This is a genomic window from Arthrobacter sp. AOP29-A2-19, assembly GCF_058138025.1.
This window is the reverse complement of the sequence record NZ_CM176894.1, coordinates 934,116-960,512: the sequence shown is the minus strand read 5'-3', so window position 1 is coordinate 960,512 and position 26,397 is coordinate 934,116. Positions and strand designations below refer to the sequence as shown.

At 67.5% G+C, this 26,397-nt stretch carries 20 protein-coding genes; 4 read left to right on the top strand and 16 right to left on the bottom strand.

Going from position 1 to position 26,397, the window contains the following annotated elements:
- Positions 1 to 6 precede the first annotated feature (6 nt).
- The 7 genes from AC3ZJJ_RS04335 to dinB all read right to left on the bottom strand — a co-directional run bounded on the left by AC3ZJJ_RS04335 (position 7) and on the right by dinB (position 7,971).
- Positions 7 to 1,692 (bottom strand): UDP-N-acetylmuramoyl-L-alanyl-D-glutamate--2,6-diaminopimelate ligase, encoded by a 1,686-nt coding sequence (locus AC3ZJJ_RS04335; RefSeq protein WP_489894029.1) that lies wholly within the window; start codon positions 1,690 to 1,692, stop codon positions 7 to 9.
- The gene (locus AC3ZJJ_RS04330) at positions 1,692 to 3,545 is read right to left on the bottom strand and encodes a peptidoglycan D,D-transpeptidase FtsI family protein (protein WP_489894028.1); all 1,854 of its coding nucleotides are present in this window, start codon (positions 3,543 to 3,545) and stop codon (positions 1,692 to 1,694) included. The genes AC3ZJJ_RS04335 and AC3ZJJ_RS04330 overlap by 1 nt, the downstream gene beginning before the upstream one ends.
- Positions 3,546 to 3,624: 79 nt before the next feature.
- On the bottom strand, positions 3,625 to 4,353 hold the full coding sequence (gene ftsL / locus AC3ZJJ_RS04325) for a cell division protein FtsL (RefSeq protein ID WP_489894027.1): 729 nt from the start codon (positions 4,351 to 4,353) through the stop codon (positions 3,625 to 3,627).
- A 2-nt stretch (positions 4,354 to 4,355) separates the two neighbouring features.
- Positions 4,356 to 5,351: a 16S rRNA (cytosine(1402)-N(4))-methyltransferase RsmH gene (rsmH, locus tag AC3ZJJ_RS04320; RefSeq protein WP_489894026.1), complete on the bottom strand. Its 996-nt coding sequence runs from the start codon at positions 5,349 to 5,351 to the stop codon at positions 4,356 to 4,358.
- Between the two features lie 168 nt (positions 5,352 to 5,519).
- Entirely contained in the window at positions 5,520 to 5,951 is a 432-nt protein-coding gene (mraZ, locus tag AC3ZJJ_RS04315; RefSeq protein WP_489894025.1) for a division/cell wall cluster transcriptional repressor MraZ, read from the bottom strand.
- A 305-nt stretch (positions 5,952 to 6,256) separates the two neighbouring features.
- Positions 6,257 to 6,625, bottom strand: coding sequence for a DUF3040 domain-containing protein (locus tag AC3ZJJ_RS04310; RefSeq protein ID WP_489894024.1), 369 nt, complete (start codon positions 6,623 to 6,625; stop codon positions 6,257 to 6,259).
- Between the two features lie 161 nt (positions 6,626 to 6,786).
- Entirely contained in the window at positions 6,787 to 7,971 is a 1,185-nt protein-coding gene (gene dinB / locus AC3ZJJ_RS04305; protein ID WP_489894023.1) for a DNA polymerase IV, read from the bottom strand.
- Positions 7,972 to 8,038: 67 nt separating this feature from the next.
- On the opposite strand from dinB, the gene AC3ZJJ_RS04300 reads away from it, so the two are divergent.
- Positions 8,039 to 9,148 (top strand): polyprenyl synthetase family protein, encoded by a 1,110-nt coding sequence (locus AC3ZJJ_RS04300; protein ID WP_489894022.1) that lies wholly within the window; start codon positions 8,039 to 8,041, stop codon positions 9,146 to 9,148.
- A gap of 34 nt (positions 9,149 to 9,182) precedes the next feature.
- On the opposite strand, the gene AC3ZJJ_RS04295 is transcribed toward AC3ZJJ_RS04300, so the two are convergent.
- Complete coding sequence (locus AC3ZJJ_RS04295) at positions 9,183 to 9,536, bottom strand: Rv2175c family DNA-binding protein (protein ID WP_489894021.1); 354 nt, start codon at positions 9,534 to 9,536, stop codon at positions 9,183 to 9,185.
- Between the two features lie 207 nt (positions 9,537 to 9,743).
- On the opposite strand from AC3ZJJ_RS04295, the gene AC3ZJJ_RS04290 reads away from it, so the two are divergent.
- Complete coding sequence (locus AC3ZJJ_RS04290; protein ID WP_489894020.1) at positions 9,744 to 11,015, top strand: lytic transglycosylase domain-containing protein; 1,272 nt, start codon at positions 9,744 to 9,746, stop codon at positions 11,013 to 11,015.
- A gap of 82 nt (positions 11,016 to 11,097) precedes the next feature.
- Here the strand turns inward: AC3ZJJ_RS04290 and AC3ZJJ_RS04285 are convergent, their stop codons facing one another.
- From AC3ZJJ_RS04285 to AC3ZJJ_RS04265, 5 genes are all read right to left on the bottom strand, one after another.
- On the bottom strand, positions 11,098 to 12,567 hold the full coding sequence (locus tag AC3ZJJ_RS04285; protein ID WP_489894019.1) for a sensor histidine kinase: 1,470 nt from the start codon (positions 12,565 to 12,567) through the stop codon (positions 11,098 to 11,100).
- 3 nt (positions 12,568 to 12,570) lie between these two features.
- Complete coding sequence (locus AC3ZJJ_RS04280) at positions 12,571 to 17,385, bottom strand: NAD-glutamate dehydrogenase (RefSeq protein WP_489894018.1); 4,815 nt, start codon at positions 17,383 to 17,385, stop codon at positions 12,571 to 12,573.
- A gap of 114 nt (positions 17,386 to 17,499) precedes the next feature.
- On the bottom strand, positions 17,500 to 18,732 hold the full coding sequence (locus AC3ZJJ_RS04275) for a CpaE/TadZ family protein (RefSeq protein WP_489894017.1): 1,233 nt from the start codon (positions 18,730 to 18,732) through the stop codon (positions 17,500 to 17,502).
- A complete protein-coding gene (locus AC3ZJJ_RS04270) occupies positions 18,729 to 19,385 on the bottom strand; it encodes a hypothetical protein (protein WP_489894016.1) in 657 nt (218 codons plus the stop codon). Before AC3ZJJ_RS04270 ends, AC3ZJJ_RS04275 begins: the two co-directional genes overlap by 4 nt.
- 147 nt (positions 19,386 to 19,532) lie before the next feature.
- A complete protein-coding gene (locus AC3ZJJ_RS04265) occupies positions 19,533 to 20,084 on the bottom strand; it encodes a hypothetical protein (RefSeq protein ID WP_489894015.1) in 552 nt (183 codons plus the stop codon).
- A gap of 120 nt (positions 20,085 to 20,204) precedes the next feature.
- Between AC3ZJJ_RS04265 and AC3ZJJ_RS04260 the strand changes: the two genes are divergently transcribed.
- Together AC3ZJJ_RS04260 and AC3ZJJ_RS04255 are read left to right on the top strand one after the other, a co-directional pair.
- On the top strand, positions 20,205 to 20,978 hold the full coding sequence (locus AC3ZJJ_RS04260) for a LysM peptidoglycan-binding domain-containing protein (protein WP_489894014.1): 774 nt from the start codon (positions 20,205 to 20,207) through the stop codon (positions 20,976 to 20,978).
- A 76-nt stretch (positions 20,979 to 21,054) separates the two neighbouring features.
- Complete coding sequence (locus tag AC3ZJJ_RS04255; RefSeq protein WP_489894013.1) at positions 21,055 to 21,651, top strand: Rv3235 family protein; 597 nt, start codon at positions 21,055 to 21,057, stop codon at positions 21,649 to 21,651.
- Here the strand turns inward: AC3ZJJ_RS04255 and secA are convergent.
- Genes secA through hpf form a run of 3 tightly spaced genes read right to left on the bottom strand, consistent with a single transcriptional unit; the run spans position 21,648 to position 26,387 of the window.
- On the bottom strand, positions 21,648 to 24,368 hold the full coding sequence (secA, locus tag AC3ZJJ_RS04250) for a preprotein translocase subunit SecA (protein WP_489894012.1): 2,721 nt from the start codon (positions 24,366 to 24,368) through the stop codon (positions 21,648 to 21,650). The genes AC3ZJJ_RS04255 and secA overlap by 4 nt on opposite strands.
- Positions 24,369 to 24,409: 41 nt before the next feature.
- Complete coding sequence (locus tag AC3ZJJ_RS04245; RefSeq protein WP_489894011.1) at positions 24,410 to 25,666, bottom strand: winged helix-turn-helix domain-containing protein; 1,257 nt, start codon at positions 25,664 to 25,666, stop codon at positions 24,410 to 24,412.
- Between the two features lie 28 nt (positions 25,667 to 25,694).
- Entirely contained in the window at positions 25,695 to 26,387 is a 693-nt protein-coding gene (gene hpf / locus AC3ZJJ_RS04240; RefSeq protein WP_489894010.1) for a ribosome hibernation-promoting factor, HPF/YfiA family, read from the bottom strand.
- Between the last annotated feature and the right edge of the window lie 10 nt (positions 26,388 to 26,397).

Here is a 26,397-nt window from a genome sequence, read left to right as displayed (position 1 = left end):
TGGACTTTACTCCCTGACCGGCGTGCCGGAGGAATTGTCGGGATCCTGGAGGACATCGAAGCCGCGGTCCGCGAGGGCCGCGCGCAGCTCGACCCGGTCGTCGAGCGGGAGGTTCTCCCCCATGACTTCCTGCCATACCTCGTGCCCCCTGCCGGCGACGAGGATGGTGTCCTCCGGGCCGGCCATGGCCGCGGCGGCGGCGATGGCGCGTGCGCGGGGGAACACCTCGATCGCGGAACTGGCGAGACCTTCGGCGCCGATCGTGTCCAGTGCGCCGCGGAGGACCGCGGCGCGGATCCCCGCCGGCTCCTCGTCGTGCGGGTCGTCGTCCGTGACAATGACCACGTCGGCGTGGCGGGCGGCCACGGCACCCATAATGGGCCGCTTCGTCGCGTCCCGCTGGCCCGTTGCGCCGAACACCACGATGACGCGCGATCCGGTGGCCTGGCCGCGGACGGCGCCGATGGCCCGCTCGAGTGCGTCCGGGTTGTGCGCAAAGTCGACGATGCCTGCGGGTCGTTCGCACACCACCTGCATGCGGCCCGGCACTGACACGGTCAGCGGGTCGGCCCGCTCCAGCGCGGCCTGGAGCGCGGACGGCTCGGCACCGGCCGCCAGCACCAGCAGGACGGCCAGGGCGGCGTTCGAGACGTTGAAGAGGCCCGGGAGCCCGGTCCGGGCCCTGATGCGGACCCCTTCGGGCCCGTGCAGTTCGAAGCTGTGGCCGAGACCGTCCGGCACGACGGCGCCGACGCTCCAGTCCGCGCGGGCCGCGAGAGCGGAACCCTTCGCGTCCCGGGGGCCGTCCGAGCCGTTTTCGGCCGCCTCGCCGCCATCGGGAATCGTCGACAGCGTCCAGGTTTCGGCGGTGCTGGCGGCGGCCATGCGGCGGCCCCACTCGTCGTCCACAGTGACAACGGCGCGCCGGGTGCGCTCCTTCGTGAAGAGTTGCGCCTTGGAGCCGAAGTAGGCCTCCATGCTGCCGTGCAGGTCCAGGTGGTCCTGTGTGAGGTTGGTGAATCCGGCGACGTCGAAGCGCAGGCCCGCGATCCGCCGGTAGTCGACGGAGTGGGAGGACACCTCCATGGCGGCCGCCGAGATTCCGGCCTCCCGCATGCGGGCAAGGAGCGCATGCAGCTGCGGGGCCTCCGGAGTCGTGAGCACGCTGGGGATGCGCGTGTCGCCGGCGACGATTTCGATGGTCCCTATGAGCCCGGTGGTGTGCCCGAGCGCGCGGAGCAGGGAACGGATGAAATACGTGGTGGTGGTCTTGCCGTTGGTCCCGGTCACGCCCAGGAGCGCGGGGGCGCCGGACGCCGTCCCATAGACGATGCCGGCGAGCTCGCCAACGGCCTCGCGCACGGAGTCGACCAGCAGGACGGGCAGTCCCGTCGCGCGCGCCCTCACGGCGCCTTCGGCGTCCGTGAGGATGGCCGCCGCGCCATCCTCCGCGGCCTTGGCCGCGAAATCGGCGCCGTGCCTGTTGGCGCCCGGAACGGCCGCATAAAGGTCGCCGTTCTGGACCGCGCGGGAGTCCATGCAGACGCCGTGGACCTCGGCGTCGCCGTCGCCCTCGAGGACGCAGGCTAGGCCGAGTTCGGCCGCGGCGGTCGCAAGGGTCCGCAGTGCGACGGCGGGAGGCAGGGAGGGACGGAAGGACAGTTCGGCCTCCCGGGGAGTCGGTTGCGGCATTAGTCCCAGCTGTATTTCTGCTCTTTGCCGACGAACACCTTGTAGGGGTTCGGCTCGGTCGTGGAGGGCGGAACGTTGTAGGTGTTCAGCGTTTGGCTCATGATGAGTTTGAAGGTATCAGCCACGGTCCAGGTCCTCCAGTTGCCCTGCGGGCGGTGCATGGTGACCACAACGAGGTACTGCGGGTCGTCGATGGGCACCATGCCGGCGAATGAGCTCGTATAGCCGTCGTATCCGCCGTTCTCGCCCGCCGCCTGCGCGGTGCCGGTCTTGCCGCCGACCCGGTAGCCCTCGATGGCCGCGCCGCCGGCGGTGCCCTCCTCGACCACCGTTTCCATCATCCTTCTCATCTGCTCGGAGGTCTTTTCCGAGACGACCCGCTTGGGAGTGGCCGCGGCGACCGGGTGTTCGGTCCCGTCGGGATCGATGTACGCCTCGATGAGGGACGGCTCGACCTGGAGGCCGTGGTTGCCCACGGACTGGAAGATCTTGGCCGTGTGGAGCGCCGTCTGCGTGTACGACTGCCCGAACATGGTGGTGAACTGCTGCCGGCGTTCCCAGGCCTCGGGGGGCGCGAAGATGCCCTCGTTGAACGGCAGCCCGATGTTGATGGTCTGGCCGATCCCGAACTTCTTCATCCACTCGTAGCGCTGCTGGTTGGTCAGCTTCTCGCCCACCATGACCGTGCCCGTGTTGTAGGACCGCGCGAAGATGCCGGCGGTGGTCATCGGATACGTCGCGTGCTTTAGCGAGTCGTTGATGGTCTCGTTTTGCACCTTGTAGGAGTTGGCGACCTTGAACTCGTCGGTCGGCGTCACGACGCCCTCCTGCAAGGCAGCCGCGAACGTGGCGAGCTTGCCCGTCGAGCCGGGCTCGAACGCCTGCGTGACCGTTGTCGACGTGCGGAATTCGGGGTCCGTGGCACCCGGATCGGAGGGGTCGACGGACGTGGAGTCGGCCAGTGCGCGGATCTTGCCGGTCTTCATCTCGACGACCACGGCATTGACCCACTCGGCGTCGAACTGCTCCTGCTTGGCCATCACGGCCTCCTGCGCGGCCCACTGGATGTCGCTGTTGAGCGTCAGCCGGACATCTTGGCCGTCGACCGCGGGCACCTCCTGCATGGTGGCCATGGGGATGCGGATGCCATCGGCGCCGACCTCGTAGGTCTTTTTGCCGGGTGTGCCGCTGAGCTGCTCTTCCTTGCTGAGCTCGAGGCCCTCTGCGCCCGTCTCCACGCCGGAGGTCGCCTTGTCGGCGGCGTTGAGGAATCCCAGGACCGTTCCGGCAACGGAACCGTTGGGGTAGTTCCGCTCGATGTGGCGCTCGCTGGTCAGCGCCGGAATGCCAAGATCGATCGCCGCGTTGCGGACGTCGGGCGTCACGTTCTTGGCGACGAACGAATATCCGCGCTTCTCCGCGCCTTCCTTGCCGACGACGGAGTCTGTCAGTGTCTGGACGTCGAGTCCGACCACCGCGCTGAGTTCGGCGATGGCGTCGTTGATGTTGACCGTCTCGCGGTCGCCGGACTCCTTGTTTTTGCGGGTGAACTCTTCCTTGACGAGCTTCTGGTTGACCACCACGTCAAAGCGCTCCACGCTCGTGGCGAGCACCCGGTTCTCGGAATCGAGGATGTCCCCGCGCTGCGGTGCGACGTTCTCCACCCGGATGCGGTTGTCCACGGCCGCCTGGGCGATGCCCTCGGGGTCCAGGCCCTGCACCAGGAAGAGCCGACCGCCCAGCAGCACCAGCATGACCAGGGCGATCCCCAGGCCGATCCTCAGCCTGGCCGGCAAGCCCTGCGTGCTCTGGCGCGCCGCCGGTCCACTGTTCCGGTTGCGGTTGCTCACCATGGTTACGTCCTTGCTTTGCGGTTGTCTTCGGTCGCGGATCGCTGCCTGCTTCCGGGCCGAACCGCCGCGGCCGCGTGGCCTAGCTGTCCGTCCCCTGCTGGGCCGGCGCCGGAATCGTTCCGCCGTTCAGTTCCTTCTCCGAGAAGGACGGCCGATCTTCCGTGCCCGTGCCCGAGTCCGTCGTTGTGGTCTCGGTGGCCTCCGCCTCGGCGGGTGCCGCTTCCTGTTCCTGCTGGACCGGGGCCCCCTCCGAGGCGTTGTCCGCCGCGGACGCACCGCTGGCGGCGGCATCCGTCGTCTCCGGTGCCGCGTAGGGCGCCTCCGGGGGCGCGACCAGCGCGGTCGGGGACTCCGTCTTCTCGGCGGGAGTCGAGATGCCCGAGACCTTGAGCGTTCCCAAGTCCACGGAAGCCACGGAGCCGGGAACGACCATTCCCAATTCTGCCGCCTTGGCGGCCACATTCTGTGGAGCCTCGAGATTTTGGGCGCGCTGTGTCAGCGCCTCGTTCTCCTGGGTCAGTGCCCGCTCCGTGTTGCGCAGGCCCACGAGTTCGTACTGTGCGCTGGATACCTGGACGTTGAGAACCAGCACGCCCGCGAGGGCGGCCAGCATCACGCCGAAGCAGAAGATGGCGAAGTGCGCCCGCTTGGTGCGCGTGACGGCGGGGACCACGGACAACGGCGTCCGGCGTCGTTCGGCCGGCGCGTCGAAAGCCGGCTCGCTCGCGAGAACGCGGGCGTTGGCGCCGTCAATGGCCTGGGTGACGATGCCACGTGCGTGAACACGCGTCTGAGTCCGGGTGCTCATGCTCAACTCCTCTTCAGGATTCGTTCGACGGCCCTCAGCTTTGCCGAGGCCGCGCGGGGATTTTCAAGGATTTCCTGCTCCGTGGGCTTTTCGGTGCCCTTGGTCAAGGTGCGGTACTGCGCCTTGTGTTCTTCAAGCTCCACGGGGAAGCCGACGGGGGCCGAGGACCTGGATCCCGCGGCGAAGTGGCGCTTGGTGATCTTGTCCTCGAGAGAGTGGTAGCTCATAACGACGACGCGTCCTCCAACGGAAAGGGTCCCCATGGCCGCGGGGATCGCGCGGTCCAGCACGTCGAGTTCCTCGTTGACCTCAATGCGCAGTGCCTGGAAGGTCCGCTTGGCCGGGTGGCCCCCGGTTCGCGCGGCGGCGGCGGGGACAACGGAGCGAATGGCCTCCACCAGGCGGCCGGTTGTCGCGAGCGGCGCCTCGTCGCGGGCCTTGACGATCGCCGAGGCAATGCGTCCGGCAAACTTTTCCTCGCCCCAGGTGCGGATGATGCGCACCAGGTCGCCCTCGGAGTAGGTGTTGACGACGTCGGCCGCGGTCGGTCCGGTCGACATGTCCATGCGCATGTCCAGCGGCGCGTCGTACGAGTACGCGAAACCGCGCTCGCGCTCGTCGAGCTGGAGGGAGGAGACTCCGAGGTCGAAGAGAATGCCGTCCACACCCGAAAAACCGAGATCGTCGACAACGTCGGCGATCTCGTCGTAAACGGCATGGACCAGGTCGGTCCGGCTGGAGAAGCGGTTGAGTCGCTCCCCCGCGAGCGACAGTGCCTGCTCGTCCCTGTCCAGACCTATGAGGTGCACTTCCGGGAAGCGCGTGAGGAGGGCCTCCGAGTGGCCGCCCATGCCCAAGGTGCAATCAACGACGACGGCGCTTGAGCGTGCGGCGATCCCTGCCTGGATCGCCGGAGCCAACAACCCGACGCAGCGTTCGAGCAGCACGGGCACGTGGCGCTCGTTGGTGGGGCGCGGTGTGGCGTCCTCTGGCGTCACCGGTCCCCCTTCAGCGTGTCACTGCTTGCGATTCATGGCCTTCGCTTGGGCCAGAGCCCCCTCCGCGCCGATGTGTGCCGCCTGGCTCCGGGGAAGGTGAGCCAGGATGGCGCGCATCGGGCGGCTGGAGATCTCGTCCAAGCGCTCCGGTTCCGGCGGCGGCTGCCGCTAGAAGATGCCCGGAATAACTTCTTCGTCCGTCTCGGAGAAGGCGTTTTCCTTCTCCTCCAGGTAGGCGTTCCAAGCACTGGTGTCCCAGATCTCGGCCCGCGTGCCTGCGCCGATGACCGTGACCTCGCGGTCGAGCCCGGCATACGAACGCAGCGAAGGCGGGATCGTGACCCGCCCCTGCTTGTCCGGAACCTCGTCCGAGGCCCCTGAGAGGAACACGCGGGTGTAGTCCCGCGCCTGGCGGGAAGACAAGGGGGCCTCACGCATCTTCTCGTGGACCCTCTCGAACTCCCGCTGGCTGAAAACGTAGATGCAACGCTCCTGGCCCCGCGTCAGCACCAGGCCCTCGCCCAGTTCGTCGCGGTACTTCGCCGGAAGAATCAGGCGGCCCTTCTCGTCGATTCGCGGCGTGTATGTCCCGAGGAACATGCGCACCGCCTTCTCGATTCGAGGAGCTGCCCGCACCCCCTATTCACCAATGCCCTCTTCTATCCACCACTTTACTCCACTTCTCTCCACTGTCAACGCCATCGGCGTTGTTTTGCTTTAGGCGAGTCAAGAAAAAACCCCGTCCCACTAGGGAACGGAGCGAATGGCGCGAAGTGGAGGGCTTTTGGGTGCAGGAAGGGGGCCGCCGGCTTAAAAAACAGCAGGACCCGTGAATTTCACGGGTCCCTTAGCCTCGGTGAGGCGTCTGTGGAGCGGAGTGGAGTGCCGCGGGGAGGAGAGTGGAGTTACTCGTCGTCCCTGCGCCGCGCGTCCCACTTCGACTCGAGATCGGACATGAACGAACTCTTGGGACGGGCACCCTTACCCGTCGCCGTTCCACCGAGACGGCCCAGCGACGTTTTCGATACTGCGATGTACACGCCCACGCACATCATGGCGAAACCAACAACGCCGACCGGGATCCACTGGCTCGAGATCCCGAGCAGCAGAACCACGATGCCGGCAACGCCGACTAGTGCGCCGATGGCGATGTTCCGCGTCGAATAGCCGCCAGGGGACGAACTGGACTTCATCGAGGACGCAAACTTGTGATCCTCGTGCAGTTGCTTCTCCAGCTGTTCGAGCAAACGTTGCTCGTGTTCGGAAAGCGGCATCTTCCCTTCCCCGATCCCCTAGTGCTTAGGCCTTGAGGCCCTTACCTGTACTAACGACGAACCCCACGGAATCGTTCCGCGGTGCACCCGACAATCCGACGGCGGAGTCCCGCGTCGTCCAGTAGCTAAAGGATAGTCCCGCATGGCCCGCGGGCGGTAGTTCAAGCGTCCCGCCCGGGAGGCAGGAGCGTGGCCGGACGAACCGTTCCGGCCGGGAACTTGGCCCGGATCCGATCCATTGCCTCCTCTGCCTGTCGCCAGTTCCCGTCCGAACGGTCGAAACTGAGTTGGTAGCCGGCGCCCGCCTCGATCAGTTGCTCCGCCCTCACGCCCACCAGGCGGACGGCTTGGGGGCGGGGACCCAAGCCGTCCAGAAGGGCTTCCGCCACCTTCCCGATCGCCGCGGCGGAGTTTGCCGGCTGTCCAAGCCGGCGGCTGCGGCTAATCGTCGAGAAGTCCTCGTACCGGAGCTTGAGGGCGATCGTCTGCGCCTCCTTGCCCGCCGCACGCAGCCGCTCGGCCACGCGGAACGACAATCTCAAGAGCTCACGGCGCAGCACGGACGTGTCAGAGGTGTCCTTGGCAAACGTTTCTTCGGCCCCGATGCTTTTCTCTTCGCGCACCGGCTCGACCGGCCTGTCGTCCAGGCCCCACGCCAACGCGTGCAGACCCGTTCCGTGGACACCGAGCATGCGCTCCAGCGTTCCACGCGGCGTCTGTGCCAGGTCGGCGACGGTGGAGATACCGGCACGGGACAGGACCTCGGCCGTCTTGCCGCCCACTCCCCAGAGGGCGCCCACCGGCAGGCCATGGAGGAAGGCGACGGTGTCCTCGGGCGCCACACGCAGCAGGCCGTTCGGCTTCGAGCGAGTCGAGGCGACTTTGGCCACGAACTTGTTGCGCGCTATGCCCACGCTCGCCGGCAGCCCCAGCTCCTCGCGGATCCGTTGGCGGATCAGCTCCCCGATCTCCAGGGGACCACCCAGCCTGCGCAGGCTGCCGCTCACGTCCAGGAAGGCCTCGTCCACACTCACCTGCTCGACCAACGGCGTGATGTCGCGGAAGATCTCCATGATCAGCGCGGAATAGTGCCGGTAGCTGGCCATGCTGGGCTCGATCACGGTGGCGCGCGGCGCGAGCCGGAGCGCCGAAGACATGGGCATGGCCGAGCAAACGCCGGATCGGCGGCATTCGTACGACGCCGACAGCACCACCGAGCGCTCGCCCCTGTGCCCAACGATGATCTCCCGTCCCGCAAGTTCGGGGCGCACGAGAAGCTCGACGGAAACATAAAAGGCATCCATGTCCACGTGGAGCACCGTGCGCGGCGCGACTGCGTCACTCATGCCTCAATCGTAGGCGTCCGCCCCGACGCTTCGACCCAGTCCGATGCGCGCCGATAGAGTGGTGGGCATGACCGACCTACCCGCCGTCCGCCCCACCACCACCTCGGGAACGCGCGCAGACGCGGCGGCCTTCACCGCGAAAGTCAACGCGGAGCTGGCGGACTTCCTGGACAGGCAGCAGCGCGAAGTCGGGGACATCTCCCCGCACGCGTCCGAGCTGGTCGCCAGCATTCGGGACCTGGTCCGCGGGGGAAAGCGGCTCCGGCCGCAGTTCGCGTATTGGGGGTACGTGGGCAGCGGCGGAGATCCGGATGACGAAGTTGTGGTTCGGGCCGGCGCCGCCCTGGAACTGTTCCAGGCGGCGGCCCTCATCCACGACGACCTGATCGACCGGTCGGACACAAGGCGCGGACAGCCCAGCGTCCACAGGCGATTCGAGGCGATCCACCGGCACAACGGCTGGGACCGCGCGGCTTCGCGCTTCGGCGAGGCGGCATCCGTGCTGGCGGGCGACCTCTGCCTGTCCTTCAGCGAGCAGATGTTCGCCGGCATTCCTTCCACCGCGGGGGCCGCCCGGGTCATTTTCGACCGCATGCGCACGCAGGTGATGGCGGGACAGTTCCTCGATGTGCTCGAGGAGTCGGCCGGCCACTCGTACGGAACGGCGAACGCCCTGGCTCGCGCCCGGACGATTCTGACCTACAAGTCGGCCAAGTACTCGACCGAAAACCCTCTGCTGATCGGCGGCGCCCTTGCCGGAGCCACCGACGAGCTGCTCCGGGCCTACGCCGAATTCGCCCTTCCCCTCGGGGAGGCGTTCCAGCTGCGGGACGATGTGCTGGGAGTCTTCGGCGACCCCGCCGAAACGGGAAAACCCGCCGGCGACGACCTTCGCGAGGGCAAGCGCACGGAATTGATAGCGCACGCCCTGCTGCTCTCGGGCGCATCCGACGCCGGCTTCATCGAGTCGCGCCTCGGCGCGGACGATCTGGAAACGGCGGAAGTGGACCGGATGAGGGAGATCCTCGAAACCTGCGGAGCTCTTGCGGCCACGGAGGCGTCCATCGAGAAGCTCTCTGCCCAGGGATTCGCCGCCTTGGAGCGGCTGCCTATCGAGGAACCGGTCCGTTCTGCCCTGCACGACCTTGGCTGGTCGGCGATCGCCCGACGCGCCTAGGGGCGGGACGCGGAAGACGCCCGCGGGCTGGCAACTACCAGGCGAGCGCCTGGGCCCTGCGCCTGATTTCGGTCTTGCGCCCTTCGCGCAGCGCCTGCATCGGGGTTCCCGGCAGCGATTCGTCCGCGGTGAAAAGCCAGGCCAACAGTTCCTCGTCCGAGAATCCGGCGTCGACGAGGACCGAAATGGTGCCCTTGAGGCTGTCCACAACGTGGCCGTCGATGAAGAAGGCCGCCGGCACGGAGCGGATGCCGCGCTCCCCCACACGCGCCTCCACGAGTGCGCGCTCGTCCAGCAGGCTGTGGACCTTCTTGATGGAGACGCCCAGGTGCTCCGCGACGTCGGGCAGGGGCATCCAGTCGGCTACGAGATTTTCGATAGTACTCACGGCACCAGAGTGCCATAAACAACCGATGAACACGCCGTTAAACCGCGGTTGTGGGCGATATTGGGCTGTTGTGTTGCCCACCTCATAGTGTAAATTCACTTGAGTCACACTTGCACCATAGGTCACAAGAGAAACGAGGGGCCCTGCCTGGTCCCCGGCTTCGACTGTGCTCCGGCGTTCCCCGCCGGCCCAACCAGAGGATGATTCATGCCACAGCCCCGCACCCGCACCCTGTCCGGCGCCGTAGCCGCCGCGGCGATCCCCGCCGTCGTACTCTCCGGCTTCGGAGCCGCGGCACCCGCCGCGGCAGCCGAGGTTCCGGCCATCGGAACCACGCTGTCCCCAAGGTTGGCCACGCAGGCCAACATTTCGGCGGCTCAGGAACGGATCGCCGCCCACCTCGTCGCCTCCCGGATCCCCTCGCGGGTAACCGTTGCCGCGGCGCCGTCCACCGTGACCGTCAAACCGGGAGACACCCTCTCGCACATCTCGATCCGTCACGACGTCGCCTTGTCGACCATCCTGAAGGCGAACGACCTGAGCTCGCGTTCCGTCATCTACCCGGGCCAGAAGCTGCGGCTCAAGGGCTCGGCCGGCGGTTCCGGGGCCTCCGCCTCGGCGTCCGCCGGGACCTACACCGTCGCCGCCGGCGACACGCTCTCGGGCATCGCGCAAGGCAAGGGCATGGGATTGTCGGTCCTGCTCAAGGCCAACGGCCTCACCGGTGGCTCCGTCATCTACCCGGGGCAGAAGCTCACGCTCGGCGGCTCCTCCGCGGGTTCGTCGGCCGGCGCCACCGCGACGTCGGCGGCCCAGACCTACAGGGTCGTCGACGGCGACACCCTGTCCGGCATCGCTGCCAAGAACAACATGTCGCTGTCCGCGCTGCTGTCCGCCAACGGCATCACGTCGACGTCCATCATCCGCCCGGGCCAGAAGCTGGAGGTCGGAGGGACATCCACCGTGTCCGCGACGTCCACGAGCCGCAAACAGCTGGTGCCGAGCACGTTCCTGCACTACTCCTACCCCAAGGAGACGGTGAGGTCCGCCAACGACAACAAGTACGAGCTGCTCTCCCGCAACCTTCCCGGACGCAACGAGATGAAGCAGATCATCTCGGCCACCGCGTCGAAGATGGGCGTCGACCCGTCGCTCGCCCTCGCGCACGCCTACCAGGAGTCCGGCTTCAACATGGCCGCCGTCTCGCCGGCCAACGCCATCGGCGCCATGCAGGTCATCCCGTCCTCGGGCGAGTGGGCGTCGCAGCTGGTCGGGCGCGAGCTGGACCTGCTGAACCCCTACGACAACGCCACCGCGGGCGTCGCCATCATCCGGTCGCTGCAGCGCACCAGCTCCACGGTCGAGAACGGCATCGCCTCCTACTATCAGGGCGCGGGTTCCGTGAAGCGAAACGGCATGTACAACGACACGAAGCGCTACGTGAAGAGCATTCAGGCCCTGCAGCAGAGCTTCGGCTAGGCGGAACATAGGAGGGCCCCGGGGATGCGGCGATCCGCATCCCCGGGGCCCTTTCGCGTTGCCTTGGCGCCGCGCGCCAGTCCTAGGCCGCCGCGACCGGCAGGTCCAGCACCACGCGGGTGCCGCCCCCGTCCCGCTGCTCCCAAACGATGTCGCCGCTGAGTTCGCTGTTGACCAGCGTGCGCACAATCTGCAGGCCCAGCCCCCCGCTCGGCGGGCCGTCGGGAAGACCCACGCCGTCGTCGGAGACGGTGACACGCAATCGGGCCGATCCCGTGTGGTCCGTGCTGCGCTCGGCGCCGAGGGACACGGTTCCGTTGCTCTCGCCGAGTCCGTGCTCGACGGCGTTGGCGACCAGTTCGTTGATGACAAGGGAAAGCGGAGTCGCCAGTTCGCTCGGCAGGTCGCCGAACGAACCCGTTCGCTCGGTGCGCACCACTTGACCGGGCGAGGCGACCTCCGCCGCGAGCCGGAACTGCCGGTCGATCAACTCGTCGAAGTCGACGTTCTGCGTCAGCCCCTGCGACAACGTGTCGTGGACCAGCGCGATCGTCGCCACGCGCCGCATGGCTTGTTCGAGCCCCAGCTTTCCCTCGTCGCTCTGCATCCGGCGCGACTGCATCCTCAGCAGTGCCGCCACCGTCTGCAGGTTGTTCTTGACCCGGTGGTGGATTTCGCGGATGGTCGCGTCCTTGGAGACCAGCTCCATCTCGCGGCGCCGCAGTTCCGTCACGTCGCGGCACAGGACCAAGGCTCCGTAGCGGTGCGAACCGTCCCGGAGCGGAATGGCCCGCAGCGACAGGCTGACGCCGCGGGACTCCACCTCCGTGCGCCACGGCATGCGGCCCGTGACGACCAGCGGCAAGGACTCGTCCACCAGACGGCGATCCTTGATCAGGCCCGTGGTGACCTCGGCCAGCGAGCGCCCCTCGAGACTGTCGACCCCGCCGAGTCGCCGATAGGCCGAAACACCGTTCGGGCTGGCGTATTGGACGATGCCCTCGGCATCCAGCCGGATGAGTCCGTCGCCGACGCGGGGCGCGCCACGACGGGATCCGGTCGGCGTCGCAAAATCCGGCCAGAGGCCCTGCGTGCACATCTTCAGCAGATCCTGCGCGCACTGCCTGTAGGTCAGCTCCAGCCTTGACGGCATGCGGGAACTGGACAGGTCCATATGGCTCGTGACGACGGCGAGCGTCCGGTTGTTCCGCACCATCGGCACCGCCTCGATGCGCATGGCGGCGTCCCTTGTCCAGTGGTCCTCGTCGGCGCGCTGGATCGTCTGCGAGTTCCACGCCCGTTCGACCAACGACTTCAGGTCCCTGCGGATCCGTTCGCCCACAAAGTCGGTGTGGAACACCGTGTGGCTGGTGGAGGGGCGAACATGCGCGAGCGCCACGAACGTCCCCCCGGGGGCCGGGTGCCAAAGGACCAGGTCCGCGAAGGCCAGGTCCGCCACGAGTTGCCAGTCCCCCACCAGCAGGTGGAGCCACTCCTCGTCGCCGGGTCCGAAGTCCGCAAACTCGCGGACCGTGTCGGTGAAGATGGCCAAGAGCTACCGCCGAACGGTGGAGCGCAGCAGCCGCAACGCGACCGAGAGCGACGCCATGTCGTCCCGCTCCAGGTTGTTGACCTCGTTGAACATGCTGCGGACACGGTCCAGGTTGTCCGCGTTCTGCAGCTCCCACTCCGCCAGCCGCGCCATGGGATCGGACTCCCCCGGAGCCGCCTCGATGGCGGCCCGGGTGATGTCGACAACCGTCGAGTACAGGTCGTCGCGCAGCGCGGCACGGGCAAGCGCCTGCCACCTGTCCTCCCGGGGCAGCATGGTGATGCGCTCCAGGAGGGCGTCGATGCCGAAGCGGTCGAAGACCACGTAGTACGTCTTCGCGATGTCATCGGACGGTATTCCCGTCTCGCGAGCCGTCAGGGCGATGTCCAAGAGGGCAAAGCTCTCGAACTGCTGGCCGTAGCGCGCCGCGAGGGGTTGCGGCAGTCCCCACGAGAGGGCCTCCGCCTCCCACTCGCCCACACGCTTGGCGTCGTTTCCGCGCAGCAGCTCGGAGAGACGCCCGCGCAAAGACAGGACGGTGTCCTTGAACGCGTCGATGTCCGCCTGCACCGTCGAGCCGCGGCCGACGTGCGCGATGAACCAGCGGGTCGCCCGGTCCAGCAGCCGGCGCATGTCCAACTGGATGCGGCACCACTGCTCGGTCGGGAAGGCGGCGGGCAGGTCGACGACGCTCGCAACGAACTCGTCCAAGGCGTAGATTTCGCGCAGCGCGACGAAAGCGCGCGCGACCACGGGCTCCGGCGCGCCCGTCTCCTCCATGACCCGGAAGGCGTAGGTGATGCCACCCATGTTGACGATGTCGTTCGCGACCACGGTCGACACGATCTCGCGCCGCAGGGGATGCTCGAGAACCTCTCGCGGGAACCGCTCAGAGAGCTGCTTCGGGAAGTAGTCCCGCAGCGTCCCGTCGAAGTAGGGATCGTCGGCAAGGTCCGTTGCCGTGAGCGCGGTGGCCAGTTGGATCTTGGCGTAGGCGACCAGGACCGAGAGCTCCGGCGACGTCAGGCTCTGGCCCCGTTCCAGCCGGGCCTCGAGTTCCTTGTTCGACGGCAGGAACTCGATCTCGCGGTCGAGATCGGCGGTCTCCTCCAGCCAATCCATGAGCCGCTCGAAGCTGGGGCTCCAATCCACGAGGCGCTGCCTGTCGTTCAGAAGCAGAACGTTCTGGTCCACGTTGGTCTGGAGCACCAGCTGGGCGACCTCGTCGGTCATGGAATGCAGGAACCCGGTCCGTTCGGAGGCCTCCAGCTTGCCCGCCGCCACCATGCGGTCCACCAGGATCTTGATGTTCACCTCGTGGTCCGAGCAGTCGACGCCCGCGGAGTTGTCGATGGCGTCGGTGTTGAGAATGACTCCGTTCAGGGCCGCCTCGATGCGCCCGCGCTGGGTCATGCCGAGGTTGCCGCCCTCCCCGATGACCTTCACGCGCAACTCGCTGCCGTCGACGCGGATGGCGTCGTTGGCGCGGTCGCCGACCTCCGTGTGTGTTTCGGCGGAGGACTTGACGTAGGTGCCGATGCCCCCGTTGTACAGGAGATCCGCCGGCGCCATCAGGATGGCGCGCAGCAATTCGGGCGGCGACAGCTTGGTGGTCCCATCCGGCAAGTCGAGCGCTTCGCGCACTTGGGGCGTGATCGGGATGCTCTTCGCCTCGCGTGGATGGATGCCGCCGCCCTCGCTGATCAACGAGGAATCGTAGTCGGCCCAGCTGGACCGCGGCAGCTCGAAGAGGCGCTGGCGCTCGTCGAAGGAGGTGGCCGCGTCCGGATGGGGATCGAGGAAGATGTGGCGGTGGTCGAAGGCCGCGACGAGGTTGATGTGCCGCGAGCGCAGCATGCCGTTGCCGAAGACGTCTCCGCTCATGTCGCCGACCCCGACGACGGTGAAGTCCTGCGTCTGCGTGTCGACGTCCAGTTCGGCGAAGTGGCGCTTGACCGATTCCCAGGCGCCCCGCGCGGTGATGGCCATGACCTTGTGGTCGTAGCCCACGGAGCCGCCGGAGGCGAACGCGTCGCCCAACCAGTGCCCCAGCTCGAGCGAGATCGCGTTGGCGATGTCGGAGAAGCTCGCTGTGCCCTTGTCGGCGGCGACCACCAGGTAGGTGTCGTCGCCGTCGAGCCGGACCACGTTCCGCGGAGGAACCACCCGCTCGCCGCCTTCCGAGGTCACGAGGTTGTCGGTGATCTCCAGAAGGGAACGGATGAAGATGCGGTAGGCGGCCTTGCCCTCCTCCATCCAGGCGTTGCGGTCGACGGACGGATCGGGCAGTCTCTTGGCGAAGAAGCCGCCCTTGGCTCCCGTGGGGACGATGACGGCGTTCTTGACCATCTGTGCCTTGACCAGCCCGAGGATCTCGGTCCTGAAGTCCTCCCGGCGGTCGGACCAGCGCAGGCCGCCCCGCGCGACCTCGCCGAAGCGCAGGTGCACGCCCTCGACGCGCGGCGAGTAGACCCAGATTTCGTACTTGGGGCGCGGGTAGGGCGCGCCGTCGATGGAGCGGGGCGACAGCTTGAAGGCGAGGTGATCCGAACCTTGGAAGTAGTTGGTGCGCAGCGTGGAGTCGATGACGTTCACAAATCGGCGCAGGAGCCGGTCCGCGTCGAGCGTCGGAACCTTCTCCAGCGCCGACGCGAGGTCGGAGCGCAGCGCGGTGGACCGTTCGGCGCGGACCGCGTCCTCCAAGGACGGGTCGAACGTGTTCTCGAACAGGGCGATGAGCGTCCTGGCCACCTCCGGATTCGCCAGCAGCGTGTCGCTGATGAACCCGTACGAGTTGGGGATGCCGAGCTGGCGGAGGTACTTCGCGTAGCTGCGCAGGATGGCCGCCTGGCGCCACCGCATGCCCTCGCGCAGGATCAGTCGGTCGAACGAGTCCGACTCCGACTTGTCCAGCGAGACGGCGACGTAGGCCTCGGACACCAGGTCTTGGGTGCGAAGCGGATCGACGCCTGCGGGATACTTCAGCCCGAGGTCGTACAGGAAGAACTGCCTGCCGTCGCCGCGGGAAATGGCGAAGGGCTTCTCGTCGACGACCTCGAGGCCCAGATTGGTCAGGACCGGAAGGATGCGGCTGAGCGACAGCGGCTCCGTGAGATAGAGCTTGAGCCTCGCGTCCACCCGGTGCTCGCCGCCCGCCGTGGGCGGGACGTAGACCTTGACGACCGGTCCCTCGTGCGCGGGGTCGTCGTGGCGCCGGAAGTGCTCGATGTCCTCAAGCGCGTCCTCGATCTCGAAGTCCACACGGTAGGCGGGCGGAAAGGCCTCCGCCCACTGGGCGGAGAGGGCGGTGGCCTCGTCGCTTCCGAACTTGCCTCGGACGGCCTGGTCGATGCCCTCTCCCCATGACCGCACGGCCAGCACCAACCGCTGCTCGAGTTCAGTCCGGTCGACCGCCGGGACATCCCCGCCACGGGGCAGCCGGATGCGGTAGAACAGGCGGACCAGGGCAGAGTCGCTCATCCGCACCTCGAAGTCCATGGACTCCGCGGCGAAGGCGTTCTCCAGTTCCCCCTCTATGCGCAGCCGGACGCCGGTGGTGTACCTGTCGCGGGGCAGGAACACCAGTGCCGACATAAAGCGGCCGTAGATGTCGGGGCGCAGGAAGATGCTGGTGCGCCTGCGCTCCTGCAGCCGCAGGATGCCCAGCACCGTTTCCAGCAAGTCCGCCGGTTCGATTTGGAAGAGCTCGTCGCGGGGATAGGACTCGAGGATGGTGAGCAGGTCCTTGCCCGAGTGGGAGTCCGACGCGAAGCCGGACCGGGCCATCACGGCGTCGACCTTTTCGCGGACCACGGGGATGCTGCGGACGGACCGTGTGTAGGCGCTCGACGCGAAGAGCCCAATGAACCGCCGCTCACCGTTGACATTGCCCTGCGGATCGAAGCTCTTGACCCCGATGTAGTCGAGGTAGACGGCGCGGTGCACGGTGGACCGGGAGTTGGCCTTCGTGATCACGAGGGCGCGCTTCTCGCGGGCCTTGGCGCGGCCCGAAGAGGTCAGGTGCTGGACGGAACCCGACTTCGGCGGCCTGCGCATCATCCCCAGCCCGCTCTCTGATCGGACCCTCAGCACATCCTCGCCGTTTTCGGTGGTCAGGTCGTACTCCCGATACCCGAGGAAGGTGAAGTTCCCGTCGTCCAGCCATCGGAGCAGTTCGCTGGCGCTGTGGAGATCGGGCACCTCGTGGCCGTTGGCGACCGCGCCCAACGAATCGGCGATGTCGTGGGCCTTCGCCCGCATTGCGGGCCAGTCCTCAACGGAGACGCGGACGTCGGCCAGGACCTTCTCCAGGCCCTCGACGAGCGCGACGACGGCCTCGGACGTGGGCTGCCCTCCGATTTCGATGGAGATCCAGGACTCTACCTGCGTGTGGCCCTCGGTCTGAAGCAGGAACCGGGCCAGGTTGGGCAGCGAGGCGGTGTCGCCGCTGGAGATCGGGACGGAGGTGGAGACGGGCTCCAGGTCCGTCAATTCCCCGTCCGGCGACCTCCGGGCGATGAACGTGGGGTGGACCACCAAATTGATGGCCTGCCGCTGGCGGCTGATTTCCGCCGTGACGGAGTCGACGAGAAACGGCATGTCGTCCGTGATCACGTAGACGACGGACGTCCCGCCGTACTCGCCGACCGCGACGTTCGCCTCGCCCGGCCGCCTCGTTTGCCCCACCGCCAGATGGGCTCCGACTCGTGCGTCGAGCTCCTCCGTGGAATATCCCTCAGCGTCCTCCTTCGCGACGTGTCCGTAATACGTTGCGACGAATGCGGGAGTGAGCGTGTCAGCAATAAACCCAGAGGGCATGCCGGACCCCGACGACTTCAATGTAAGCCTCCGTGTGGTGGTGTGTACCGCGCCATTGCGGTCTTGTGCCTTCCACCCTATCCCCTCTGTCGGGAAGTTCGCATTGGACGTGGATCAGCGCCGGAAGAGGGGTCTGCGCCTCGTAATCCCCACCCCGACAAGCCCGGCAATCGAGGCCCGGAGCGCGGTTGCCGGTGCCGATTCGGCCAGGACGCTTCCCGCCAGGAGCGCCGCGTCCGCAGTTTCCCGGTCCCACGGCACAAATCCCGCCACCGGGACGTCCGGGCCGAACCGGATCCAGCTCTCCCGCAGTTGCCGTTCCGGCGCCGATCCGATGGACGAGGACCTCACCTTGTTGAAAACCACTCGGGGCCCGACGTCCGGAAAACGGTCGGCCAGCTCCTCCACCGCCTTGACCAGGCGTGGGACACCCACACTGTCGGCCGCGGCGACCGCCAGCACGTCGTCCGCGGCCTCGAGTGCGGCGGCCGCGGCCGCATTGCGCTGGGGTGCGGACGTGTCGAAGGTCAGGTCCTCGTCGAACTCGATGAACGGGGCCACGTCCACGACCACAAGGTCCGCCTGCCGTCGAGCGAAGTCCAGGACACGGGTCATCGATTCCGTCCGCAGCTCAGGCCATCGGCTGGCTCGCGGCAGGCCTGTCGCCACTCGAATCCGGGTCCCCGCGACCGCCAGCACTGAACACGCGCGATCGAATCCCGCACGGTCCAAGACGCCCTGGTCCGCGAGTCTGCACAATTGCGCGATGCCGGCCGATTCGTCCAGGAGCCCCAAGTGGACGGCGACGCTGGCCCCGTAGGTGTCGGCGTCCAGGAGCACCACGTCCTGGTTGTCCAGCGCGGCCTCCACCGCGGCGTTGACGGCAATCGTCGTCCGGCCCGGAGCGCCCGGCGCCCCCCAGACCACCATGACCCTCCCAGGCTCACGCTCCGATGTCGGCTGCCGTGCTGTGGCGTCGACGATGGGCGCCATGGCGCCCCGGACAACGCTGTTGCACAACAGTTCGAGGAGGTCGGAAATGGACTGCGCGCTGGAGGCGGGGGACTCCACGCTGGCCCCCAGGGCGGAGAGCCGATCGGACTCCGTCCGCTCCCCGGCAAGGACAAGTGCCGGCACTCCGAGACGCGAAAGGGCGTCCAGCGTTGCCCCATCGACCTCCGCCGAGTCTCCCGCGAGCAGTGCCGCGTCTGCCAGGCCCGATTCCGCCAGCGCCACGACCTCCGTCAGTTCCCCGCACTGGCGGACCACCGTCACGGTACCCCTTAGCCGTTCGAGGGAGTCGGTGACTCCGCCGGGATCGCCCCACACGACCACGGCAACCGTCACGGCGTGCCGCCCGTGGGGTTGTGGACCACCGTTATGCGGGCCTCGTTCGCAAGTGCGTTAAGCAATTCCCCAAGCTTTTCATCGTCGACCAGCACCTCGACCACAACACCCGCCGTACCGCCGAACCCGCTCTCCAGGGGGCGCAGTGCCGAGACCTCGGCCCCTGGCAGCAGCAACTCGGGCTGGGCGTAGGAATTGGTTGATGCTTCCTTGGCGCCGGACCACACGTCCACACGGCTTCCGACCGCGATCGCCTGCGGCAGGGACTGCTGAAGCTCGATGGTGACAGGCTTCCTGCCCGCGGCATCCGGCATGGCCAGTGCCCGGAGCGGAACCAGTTCCCCCGCCTTGATGAGCGTGTTGGCCTGCGAACCTTCGCGGATGCCGCCGGCAGCCGTCGCGTAGCCGTCGGCGGTACCGTCGAGCCGAACCTCCACGACGGACAGGCGGGAGGGATCGACCTTCTCGCCGAGCGAGATGTCGTCCTTCGCCACATACATCGCCACGGAATTGTCCAAGCTGGAAACCAGCGCGACCACGCCGGCTGCGGAAGCCAATACCAGCAGGATGCCCGCCAGCAAGCGGGGATCCCGCCAGCTGGGCTTTCGGAGGCGGCGCGCGTCCGACTCGTTGCCTTTCGCGTCCGCAGCCATGGCCAGTCCCCCAGTCTCCGGGCTTCGGCCCGCCGCACGATCCCGGCCGCCCTTTTTTGGTGCGACCCGATTCCACACTATTGGTTAACCACTCCGTGCGGAAAGCGATTCTGTGCGGATGTGGACAAATCGGCTAGGGTTCGGCCGTTACGCGTCGCGCTGCACGGCCGCCAAGGCCTCCAGGGGCACCAGCAGGAGCGCCCGCACGGAATCGTCCCGCCGGAACTCCCCCAGCGGATGGGCGGCCAGCTGAACGTAGTCGATTCCGGCATGATCCAACGTCCCCGTGCCGAGAATCGAACCGTCGCGGGCGTGCAGGGTCACGCGCGCCCGGTCGCGCACCACCGCTCTGAGCGCCGCGCCAAGGCTCACCAGCCGCCGTCCGGGATTGGCCGGAGGGGCGACGCGGGCTCCGGGGCCGGTGAGCGATGCGACAGCGGGGACCGGGACCAGATACTCGACGTTGCCGACCGTGAGCGACAGCCAACCCGCACCCACGCGGCGTAGCTGTCCGCGCAGCCTCAAACCGCCCAGAAGGACCAGCGCCACCGGACCACCAAGGTGGCCCCCCAGCCTGCCGGAGATCGGCAACTGGGCGCGTTCGATACGCACCATCTCCTGGACTTCGACCACCCGGTCCCGGGCGGCCTCCCCGTTGATCTGGGCCTCGAGGTCGGCGAAAAGCGCATCCCATCTCATGGGAGCCAGCCTAGTGGGCACCCGGTGGGACCTAGACACCAGACGCCGCCGGTGGCAGGATACGAGATCAAGCAGCAACAAATGACATCAAACGATACTCAAGACATGTGGAGGTGCACGATGAGGGCCATATTGCGCGACGCCCTGTGGTTCGTGGCAAGCGGAGCCCTGGGTTCCCTTCTGGTGGCCTCCGGCGCACTGCTGCTCGGCGCGGCGGACGATGGAACCCGCCTCGGCCCCCCGGAATCCGTGGGTGAGGTGGAGCGCTCGGCCGCCTTGGGCGTCGCCGCGCTGGGACTCCTCGTGCTCTGCTGGTGGGCCCTCGGTTTATTTGCCGCCTTCGCCGCGTGCCTGCTTTCCTCGGGCGGACGGCCGGATGCCGCACGGCGCATCGCGCGGATCAGCCCGGCCTTTATGCGCAGGCTGGCCGCGGCGACGATCGGCGCGAATCTCCTCCTGGCGCCGCCCGCGCAAGCGACGGTGGCGGCTCCCCACGTGGGCGTGGCCACCGCCGCGACGGACTTCGCCAGTCAAGCTCCGGCGCCCTACTGGACGCCCGCTTCAGGAGACGAGGCTGCCACGCAAGTGGGGACGGCAAGGGCCGAAGGGGCCACGCGCCGCGTCGCGCCCGATCCGGGTTGGACGGCGGAACAGCCCGCCGCACCGATGGACCGAGTCATCGGAGGCAGTGGACGGACGGGAACGAACCGGGACGTGGTCGTCACCCGCGGCGACTCGTTGTGGTCCATCGCGGCAAGGAGCCTGGGCCCGCAGGCTACGGAGGCGGACATCGCGCGGGAATGGCCCCGGTGGTACGGGGCCAACAGGCACAGCATCGGCTCGGATCCCGACCATCTGGACGTCGGCACCGTCCTGGTGCCGCCCACCGGCTAGGACCGGGCCGACCCGCGCCAACAGCAGCAGCAGCAGACAACAATTCAAACAACAACAGCCAATTCGGGAGCACATCATGACCAGCACACCGGAACCCCGCCGCATAGTTGCCCGCCCCCTGGGCGTAGCCCCCACGGTCGGTCATGCCGCCCGTGTACGCCGCTTCAGCGACGCCCTGCCGGCGTACCGCGCGCCGAACGGACAGGCCGACGCCGTCGCGGCGCCCGCCCGTGGCATACCAAAGGAGGGAGGGGTACCGGGCAAGCGCAAGGAGTGGCCAGAACAGGCGCTCGTACGCCCTTCCACGGCGCCGGCCGAGGCCGATCTGCGCGCGGAACACCGTCACATTGCATCGATAGCGCGCCTCGTGGGACAGGCCGCTTTCGAGACGATGGCCGGGCTCCGTCCCGTCCACCAGCTCGCCCGCTGGCTGGATCCGGAGAGCTTCGACAAGATGTGCGACCGGGTTCTGCTGACGAAGTCGGCCCACCATGCGGCGGAGCCGCGACTGTACCGGAACACCGCCGTGCGGCGCACCCGGCTGTGCAGGGTCGCCGACGGCGTCTACGAGGCGTCCCTGGTGGTCGTGGACCAAACGCGCGTCCACGCCGCGGCCCTGAGAATCGAGCGGCGGCGTGGACAGTGGAAGGTTTCCGCGCTGGAGATCGGTTAGGCGCGCTTTCCCTTCTTGGCGCGACGGTCCGCGCGGTTGGCGGCTTCCTCTTTGGCCACGCGCTCCACGTGGGTGCTGGCCACGCCATCCTCCGTCGGCGCCGTGTACTGAAGCGTCGCGGGCTTGGCCGGCACTTCGAGTCCGGGTGTGGAGAGGGTGGGAGCCAGCGTCGCGCCACGGCCGTCCGTGACACCGGGCAACGTCACGGGCGTGGGCTGCGCCACCTCGACCTCCAGGTTGAAAAGGAACCCGATGCTCTCCTCGCGGATTGACTCCATCATGGCCTGGAACATCGTGTAGCCCTCACGCTGATATTCGACGAGCGGATCGCGCTGGGCCATGGCCCGGAGGCCGATGCCCTCCTTGAGGTAGTCCATCTCGTAGAGGTGCTCCTGCCACTTGCGCCCGATGACGCTGAGGACCACGCGCCGTTCCAGCTCGCGCATGTTCGGCTCGCCCACCAACTCCTCGCGGGTCTGGTACTGCACGCGGGCATCGGAGAGGATCTCCTCGTGCAGGAACTCGGACGTCAGGTGCCCGCGACCACCCGCCTCTTCGACGACCTCGTCGATCGTGAGGGACACCGGGTAGAGCTGCTTCAGGTTGGTCCACAATTGCTCGAGGTCCCAGTCGTCGCCGTGGCCCTCCGCCGTCGTCTCGGTCACCATCGCCGTGACCACGTCCTCCAGGAAGTGGCCCACCTTCTCGTGGAGGTCGTCGCCCTCCAGGATCCGGCGCCGGTCGCCGTAGATCGCCTCGCGCTGGCGGTTCATCACGTCGTCGTATTTCAGGACGTTCTTGCGCTGCTCGGCGTTGGTCGACTCGACCTGGCCCTGGGCCGTCTCAATGGCCTTGGAGACAATCTTGGACTCCAGTGCCATGTCGTCCGGCATGGACGGGTTGTTCATGATCCGCTGTGCCGCGTTGGCATTAAATCGGCGCATGAGTTCATCGGTCATCGACAGGTAGAACCGCGACTCGCCCGGGTCGCCCTGGCGCCCGGAGCGGCCGCGCAGCTGGTTGTCGATGCGACGGGACTCGTGGCGTTCCGTGCCCAGGACATAAAGGCCGCCCAGCGCGCGGACCTCCTCGGCCTCGGCCTCCACCTGCATCGTCGACGCGGCGAACACCTCGTCCCACACGCGCTCGTACTCTTCGGAGTCGACGGCCGGGTCAAGCCCGCGCCGTTCCATTTCTGCGACGGCCAGGAACTCGGCGTTGCCGCCCAGCATGATGTCGGTGCCGCGCCCGGCCATGTTGGTCGCGACCGTCACGGCCCCCTTCTTGCCGGCCTGGGCGATGATGGCGGCCTCCCGGGCGTGCTGCTTGGCGTTCAACACCTCGTGGCGCACGCCCTCCTTGGCCAGGTTTCGGGAGAGATACTCGCTCTTCTCCACGCTGGTCGTGCCGACGAGGACCGGCTGGCCGGCGGCGTGCCGCTCGGCGATGTCCTTGACGACGGCCTCGAACTTCGCGATCTCGTTCTTGTAGATCAGGTCGGCCTGGTCCTTGCGCTGCATCGGCTTGTTGGTGGGGATCTCCACCACGCCGAGCTTGTAGGTGCCCATGAACTCGGCAGCCTCGGTCTGCGCCGTTCCCGTCATGCCGGAAAGCTTCGAGTAAAGGCGGAAGTAGTTCTGCAGCGTAACCGTGGCCATCGTCTGGTTCTCGGCCTTGATCTCGACGCCTTCCTTGGCCTCGATCGCCTGGTGCATGCCCTCGTTGTAGCGGCGGCCGGCCAGCGTGCGCCCGGTGTGCTCGTCGACGATCATCACGTCGCCGTTCATCACCACGTAGTCCTTGTCCTTCTTGAACAGTTCCTTGGCCTTGATGGCGTTGTTCAGGAACCCGATCAATGGCGTGTTGGCCGACTCGTAGAGATTGTGGATGCCGAGATAGTCCTCGACCTTCTCGATGCCGGACTCGAGCACTCCGATCGTGCGCTTCTTCTCATCGACCTCGTAGTCCTCCTCGATGCTCAACTTGGTGACGAGGCGTGCGAACTCGCCAAACCAGCGGTTGACGTCGCCGGTCGCCTGGCCCGAGATGATCAACGGGGTGCGGGCCTCGTCGATGAGGATGGAGTCGACCTCGTCGACGACCGCGAAGTTGTGCCCACGCTGGACGAGTTCGTCCTTGGACCACGCCATGTTGTCGCGCAGGTAGTCGAACCCGAACTCGTTGTTGGTGCCGTAGGTGATGTCCGCCAAGTACTGCTCGCGCCGGACCGCGGGATCCTGATTGGACAGGATGCATCCGCTCGTGAGGCCGAGGAACCGGTACACGCGGCCCATCAGGTCGGACTGGTATTGCGCCAGGTAGTCGTTGGTCGTGACCACGTGCACGCCGTCGCCGGTCAACGCGTTGAGGTAGGCGGGGCCGGTGGCAACAAGGGTCTTGCCCTCGCCGGTCTTCATTTCCGCGATGTTGCCCAGGTGCAGTGCCGCCCCGCCCATCAGCTGGACGTCGAAGTGCCGCATGCCCAGAGTCCGGCCAGCCGCCTCGCGGACGGCCGCGAAGGCCTCCGGCAGGAGCGAGTCCAGGGTGGCGCCGTCCTGGTAGCGCTGCTTGAACTTGTCCGTCTCCCCGCGCAGCTCGGCATCGGTGAGCGACCTGAATTCCTCATCGAGCACATTGATCGCATCGGCGTAGCCGCGCAACCGCTTCAAGGTCTTCTTGTCGCCGGTTCGCAGGACGCGTTCTAGCAGTGATGCCACGTGGCAGCTCCCAAATCTCAAGCACAGGATTTCTGGCTAGGTCAGTCTACGTGAGACACGATCAACGCCCGGGGAAGGTTCCCCCCGACACCGCAGCCGGCCTCCTGGGCAAGTTCCCGCGCAAGGTCACCCTTGGGCTCGACCACAACCTCGTCCAGTCCTAGCCACCGTGCCATAAGGCCCAGCTCTTGTGCCAATTCGGCCGCGGTCTCGGGCGGGGCGACTTCCTCCCCATAGCTGCCGCGCACCCGCAGGACTCCCGCCCCGCGGTCCGCCTTAAGGTCGACGCGGGCCACCATGCGCTCGCCCAGGAGGAACGGCAACACGTAGTAGCCGTACTCGCGCTTGGCCTCGGGGGTGTAGATCTCTATCCGGTAGCGGAAACCGAAGAGATCCTCGAGGCGGCGACGTTCGAACACCATTGAGTCGAACGGTCCCAGAAGGGCTCGGCCGCGGGCTGCGCGCGGTGCCGCGGCCCCCGCGTACACGTACTGTTGGCCGCGCCACCCATCGACTTCGACGGGGCTGAGCTCGCCCAACCCGACCAGGCTTTCGACCGCCAGCACCGCCGGTCGCGCCGGGACCCGAAAGTAGTCGGCGAAGCACCGGACGGATCCTATGCCGTGGGCACGGGCGGCCGCACGCACCAGTCGCACCATTGCCTCGTGCGGATCGGGGTCCGGGTCGGCCGGCACCCCGTCCGGCAGAATCTTGTGGATCGGCGCGTACCGCCGCTCGAATTGCGGCGTGCGGCCGGCCGATCCGACTTCGCCCGCCGCGAAGAGAACCTCCAATGCCCTCTTGACCGCGGACCAGTTCCAGCCCCAGTTGTCCCGCTCGAGGTCCTCGGTGTGTCCCAGACGCAGCTGGACCTGCCGGGCGGTGAGCGGCCGCGAGGACTCCAAGGTTTCCAGCACGCGGTCCGCCACACGCCGCAACTGACCCGAGTCGCTGGAGAACGAGCCCATCCATTTCCGCTGTTGCCACACCCGCAGGTCGGCGAAATGCTCGGGCCGCACCAGGCTGGCCTCGTGCGCCCAGTACTCCACCAGGCGACGGGGGCGATGCGACGAAAGCCGATCGAGCGCCCCGCGGTCATAGTCGCCGAGGCGCGAATAGAGGGGCAGGTAGTGCGCCCGGCTCAGGACGTTGACCGAATCGATCTGGAGCAGTTCCAGCCGCTCCGCCGAACGGCCCACCTGCCGGGCCGTTGCCCGGCCTGTGGGCCGTTCCTTGGAAAGTCCTTGGGCCGCCAGCGCGATCCTTCGCGCCTGTCCCAGGGTCATCCGTGTTGTCATGTGGCCAGTCTAGGACCGGCCGGCGGGCCTAGGCCTCGGCGGCCTGCGCCTCGCGGTAGTGGCGTACCTCCACCGTCTCCTCGTCGTTGCATTCGCTGTCCAGCGAGATGATGCCGTAGGCCCAGCCCTTGCGGCGGTAGACCACCGAAGGCTGGCCCGTGGTGTCGTCCACAAAAAGATAGAAAGGATGGCCAACCATCTCCATGCGGTCCACCGCATCATCGACGCTCATGGCCGACGCCGGAAAGACCTTCCGGCGGATCTCCACCGGGCTGTCCGAGTCGGCGGCCGCGGCCGACACGGTGGTGGCCGTCTCCGCCTGCTCGCGCGCGGCCTCCACGTGGAGGGGAACGGTGGAACTGGCCGGTTCCAGCGTCGACGTCGCCTGGAAAACGGCCGTGGGCGTCTGGCGCCCGTGGTGGACCTTCTTGCGGTCCCGCGCCCGGCGCAGACGCTCGAGCAGTTTGGAGAATGCGATGTCGAATGCGGCGAACTTGTCGGCGGCCTTGGCCTCGGCGCGAATCGCGGGGCCTCGGCCCACCACGCTGATCTCAACAGTGAGCTGCGTATCGGTCTGGCGCGCGTTGGGCTCCTTGGTCACCTTGACGTCAAGGCGCTGGACCTTTGTGGCCAGCTGCTCGATCTTTGCGACCTTTTCGTCCGCGTACTCCCGGAACCTGTCGGAAACCGTCAGGTTGCGTCCGGTGATCATCATCTCCATGGTGTCCTCC